Origin of the sequence: Blastococcus saxobsidens (genome assembly GCF_010682065.1) — a bacterium.
Taxonomy (GTDB): Bacteria; Actinomycetota; Actinomycetes; order Mycobacteriales; family Geodermatophilaceae; genus Blastococcus; species Blastococcus saxobsidens_B.
Window position 1 is genome coordinate 1 of sequence record NZ_JAAGWG010000057.1, and the last position, 3,933, is coordinate 3,933.

The 3,933-nt window shown below is 64.6% G+C and carries 3 protein-coding genes; all 3 read right to left on the reverse strand.

What is annotated here, in order from left to right:
- Nucleotides 1-400: 400 nt before the first annotated feature.
- Entirely contained in the window at nucleotides 401-1,537 is a 1,137-nt protein-coding gene (locus tag GCU60_RS19575; protein WP_163208302.1) for a hypothetical protein, read from the reverse strand.
- A 749-nt stretch (nucleotides 1,538-2,286) separates the two neighbouring features.
- Entirely contained in the window at nucleotides 2,287-3,456 is a 1,170-nt protein-coding gene (locus GCU60_RS19580) for a protein kinase family protein (RefSeq protein WP_163208304.1), read from the reverse strand.
- A gap of 48 nt (nucleotides 3,457-3,504) precedes the next feature.
- A complete protein-coding gene (locus tag GCU60_RS19585) occupies nucleotides 3,505-3,660 on the reverse strand; it encodes a hypothetical protein (RefSeq protein ID WP_163208306.1) in 156 nt (51 codons plus the stop codon).
- Between the last annotated feature and the right edge of the window lie 273 nt (nucleotides 3,661-3,933).

Genomic DNA, 3,933 nt, shown 5'->3' on the forward strand with positions numbered 1-3,933 from the left:
TACCTCGTGGTGGAACTTCCTGCCATGACTCCATCCTTCCCAAGGAACGGAGTCTCCGGACTTGCCGGGGCGGTTCAATCTTCGAAGGCAGTGCCTCCCTCAGCAACGGCGTCCTCTCCGACGCAGCGAGGTGCTGCCGTCTCCACGATCCCCGTCCCGTCTCCGTCTCCGCGACTCGTAGCCGGAGCGGTGTTGGGTCGCTTGGTGACTGCTCCGGCGCAGGGATCCTTCATGCCGCCACGACCAGTCTCGGCAACGCGGACTGCTGACCCGCTCTTTGGCCCGACAACCTCGGGGCCGAACCGTCCAGCGCGTCCTAACATTGCCAGCGCTCGGTTCCTCCTCGTTCGCGGTGGCCGCCCGGGGCGCTTGCCACCGGGCAGTCCGCTTGTTGGGACACTTAGGCAGCCTGCTCGATCTGTACCTTCAACTTGACAACTTCGGCGGCCTCGACTCCGGCCCAGCCAAAGCTGAACGCAAGGGTGAAACAGCCCTCGAGTGCGCTCATGAGGGTTCTGGTCGCAAGCACTTCCTCGGGCGTGCCGGTGTCCGCGTGCTTGATCTGCTGCAACTGCGTCCGTATCACCGAGATGGCTGTTCCGGTCAGCATGGTGAAGGGCGTCCGCTGCTCGACCGGTCGCCCGGCGTGCACGAAGCACATCGCCTCGCCGCGCTTGGTCGGTAGCTCCACACCATCCTTGACGTAAGTCAGGTTGGGGATGTCCGCGCAGTTCGCTCTGATCCATGCGAGCACCTCAGTCTTCGTGAAGGCCATCCGCATCAGGCGGTCGATCAGCTCGATCAGCGAGTTCGCCGCTTGCGAAGCGCCATCCTCTGACACGTCGAGCACGGTCCGCGCACCGGTCATCTTGCGGACGCAAACGTCGCTCAGCTCAGCCAGGACGCGACGGGACTTGCCGGCGACGATCTGGCGGATGCCGTCGATGGACTCCTCGATGACCTTGAGAGTGAGCGGCCCCTCGTCCGCCGGGACGGTCAACAGCTCCTCGGGCAGATCGAACTGAAACGCCTGCTGCAACCAGTCGTCGAGGGAGACGAGCATGTCGAGGGCCTTGCCAGCACCAAAGTTCTCGACGGCCAGCGCGGAGAGCTGCTCGGGAGTCAGCACCTTGGCTGCATCCTCGATCGCGACGGCGTATGGCAGGAGAGCGTGGTTGAGCCGGCGCATAGCCAGGGCGAGGACCTGGAGGTCCGACTGCAACGCACGCTTGAGCCGCACGTACACAGCGGCCCCGAATAGACGCTGCAAGAAGTCCTGAGCCGTCGTCTGCCTTAGGTGCTTGGTCCAGTACGCGAGGAGCTCTTCCTGGTTCTCCGCCATGTAGTTCAGCGCCTCGACCAAGTCCGGGTCGATATCATCGACCGACTCCGGGCTCCCGAAGATCCCCTCTAGCACGTCACTGAGGCGGTCCATCCGCGGCCGGGTGTCGTTCTCGTCCGTCATGACGACACAAGTCGTCACGACAGCATCCCAGAACGTCAGCATCGGGTCTTGAACGCGCAGGTCGACGAGCACTCGGCGGCTCACCTGCCGGAGCTCCGAGACCAACCGAGACCGTGTCAGCGGGACGGGAGAGGTCACCCCTTGAGGGTCGCACTACGTGCCGACAGGTTTCCGATGCGTGACACATGAGCCACTCAGGCCTCATGCGCCTCGCGCAAGTCTGTGGCCCACGAGGGCACCGCGAGCTACCAGACCTCCGCCGGTTGCGGCACCCAAACGCCACGGTGGGATGCGATGCCGCATACCGGACGACGACTCAAAGCAGCCGAGCCAGCCTCTGAGCGGCCCACGACGAGACACGTGACGCAAGAGTCGGAGACGGTGCCGGGGTGGGCGCTGGGTACTTCGGGCGCGCCCACCCCGTTGCCTGCACAGGCCCGGCTCGAACGGGCAGCTCCCCTCCACAACGGACGCATGGGCCGGGCGAGGCAGCCCATGCGCCGAGGCTGCGGCCACGGCCGACGGGTCACCACCCCCACCGGATCCCACGGTCTGACCCCAGGCGACGGCATGACCATCTCCCGATCTCCTGTGTCACCGAGCGGCCCACTTAGGGACAGCCCGGCGCCCCCCGATCGGCTACCTCGGTCGACTAAGGGGGCCTTGCCCGGCGCTGCTGCGGGCGTCTTGAGCATGCGTGGGGTTGCCGGCCTGGATACAGCCGGGTGGTAGGCAGCCACGTCGCTCGGTTGGCGCATCGCCCGCTGCCCAAGGTGATCTGTCAGGGGCCGGGGCTATCCGGCGCGGAAGTGCCCTCAGCTCTAAGCGGTTGCCTTGGCGGGTGACTCGGCCACCTGTTCCACGTCTTCTATCAGCCCCATCACAGTCTGGTAGCGCTGGCTGAGGTCATTGCTGGCGCACTTATGGATGATTTGACCGATGGCGTCGTCGCTGGGGGGAAGCCTCTCCTTGCCGGTGAATATGTAGGCGAGGACCCAAGCGATCGAGTACATCTCGTTGACGACCGCGTAATCCTTGAAACTCGCGAGCAGTGGGTCGCGGTAAGTTCCCTTCATGGCGGTTTGAGTGTGGGTGAAGTTTTTGCTCGGGTCCTTCACCAGGCCAAAGTCCGACAGCTTGACCAGCACGGCACTCTCTCCGTAGACCTTCAGCAAGGTGTTCTGAAGGCTGATGTCTCGGTGCAGATAGTGGTTCACGTGCAGGTAGTTGATGCCATAAAGGAATTGGAGCGCAATGCGCTTCCGAGTGCCGAACTTGAGCGTTGAGTTCTTCTTGCTGATGTAGTCCCGCAGCGTCGTGTCGCAGAACTCCATCCGGTACTCGTTGCGCTCGTCGTTGTATTTGTAGACCTGTACCACGTAGGGAAAGCTCAGCTTCTTCATCACGTCGAACTCCTGCTTGAACCGCGCCAGCTCGCGCTCGTCCAACTCCTTCTTGGCCCTCTTGACAGCGAACTTGATGTCGTAGTCAGGGTCCACGTAGGAGTAGACGTGGGCGTAGGAACCACTGCCCACCATCGTGAGCGGTACCGGCTCCTGCCCCTTCTTCAGCTTCACGCTCGCTGCCGAGAGGGTGAAGACTGGCTGGTAGTCGATGAGCTCAATGAGCTCGAAATCCTCGGGGACCGTGCTGCCCCCCGAGGGGGAAAGCCAGGGCCTGCAGCGATCCAGCGCGTCCTGATAGCCAGTGTCGAATTCGACCTCTACGCCGCACCTCTTCAGCGTATGGAGGTCGTTCTCGATCTCGTCGATAAGCGCGAGTAGGTCGCGACTGGGGTCCGCCCAGTAGTGGTGGGTGGACTTGGCGCGGCCGTTGACGTCACTGAAGTGCTGGTTCAGTCGCTTGTGGAGAACCGCGAACATGTGGCCCCAGTCGGGGTCGTCGTACAGGCGCGAGAACCTTGGAGACGCGGGCATCACCGCGTACTTCTCCCGCAGGTCCGCCACCATCAACGCCACCGGATCGGCCATCGTCTCAGCCCCTTCGAGTCGAACGCCATCCTCTCATCGGGGTCCGACTCAAGGCGGTGGTGAGCCCGGAAGAACGACGATAGCCACCGCGCAGTTGTTGTGCCGCGCAATCTCCGCCGCCATCAGGAAGCGGCGCTCCCGCATATCGAGCGGGAGGTCGAGCGTGGTGGTGAGGACCGGCACCGCCCGGCACGCGGCGGTCATCGGGCGTCCGTCAGGAGCGCCGCGAGGCGGGCACGCTGCTCGGCGGTGATGGGGGGCGCGGCAGCGAGCGCCAGCCCCGTCCTGTTCCTGAAGCCGCCTTCAGGGACACCCCATGCGCAACGTGCCGAGCCGCCCTCATCTCGGGCTCCGCGTGCGCGAAGGTGGCGGGGAGGCCGGGCGACGACGCGGCCGTCCCCAGTGGTGTCCACCAAGGTGGTGTGCGACGGCCCCGGTGACCAGCGGGCCGAGGACGTGAAGGCGGCCACCGCGTGA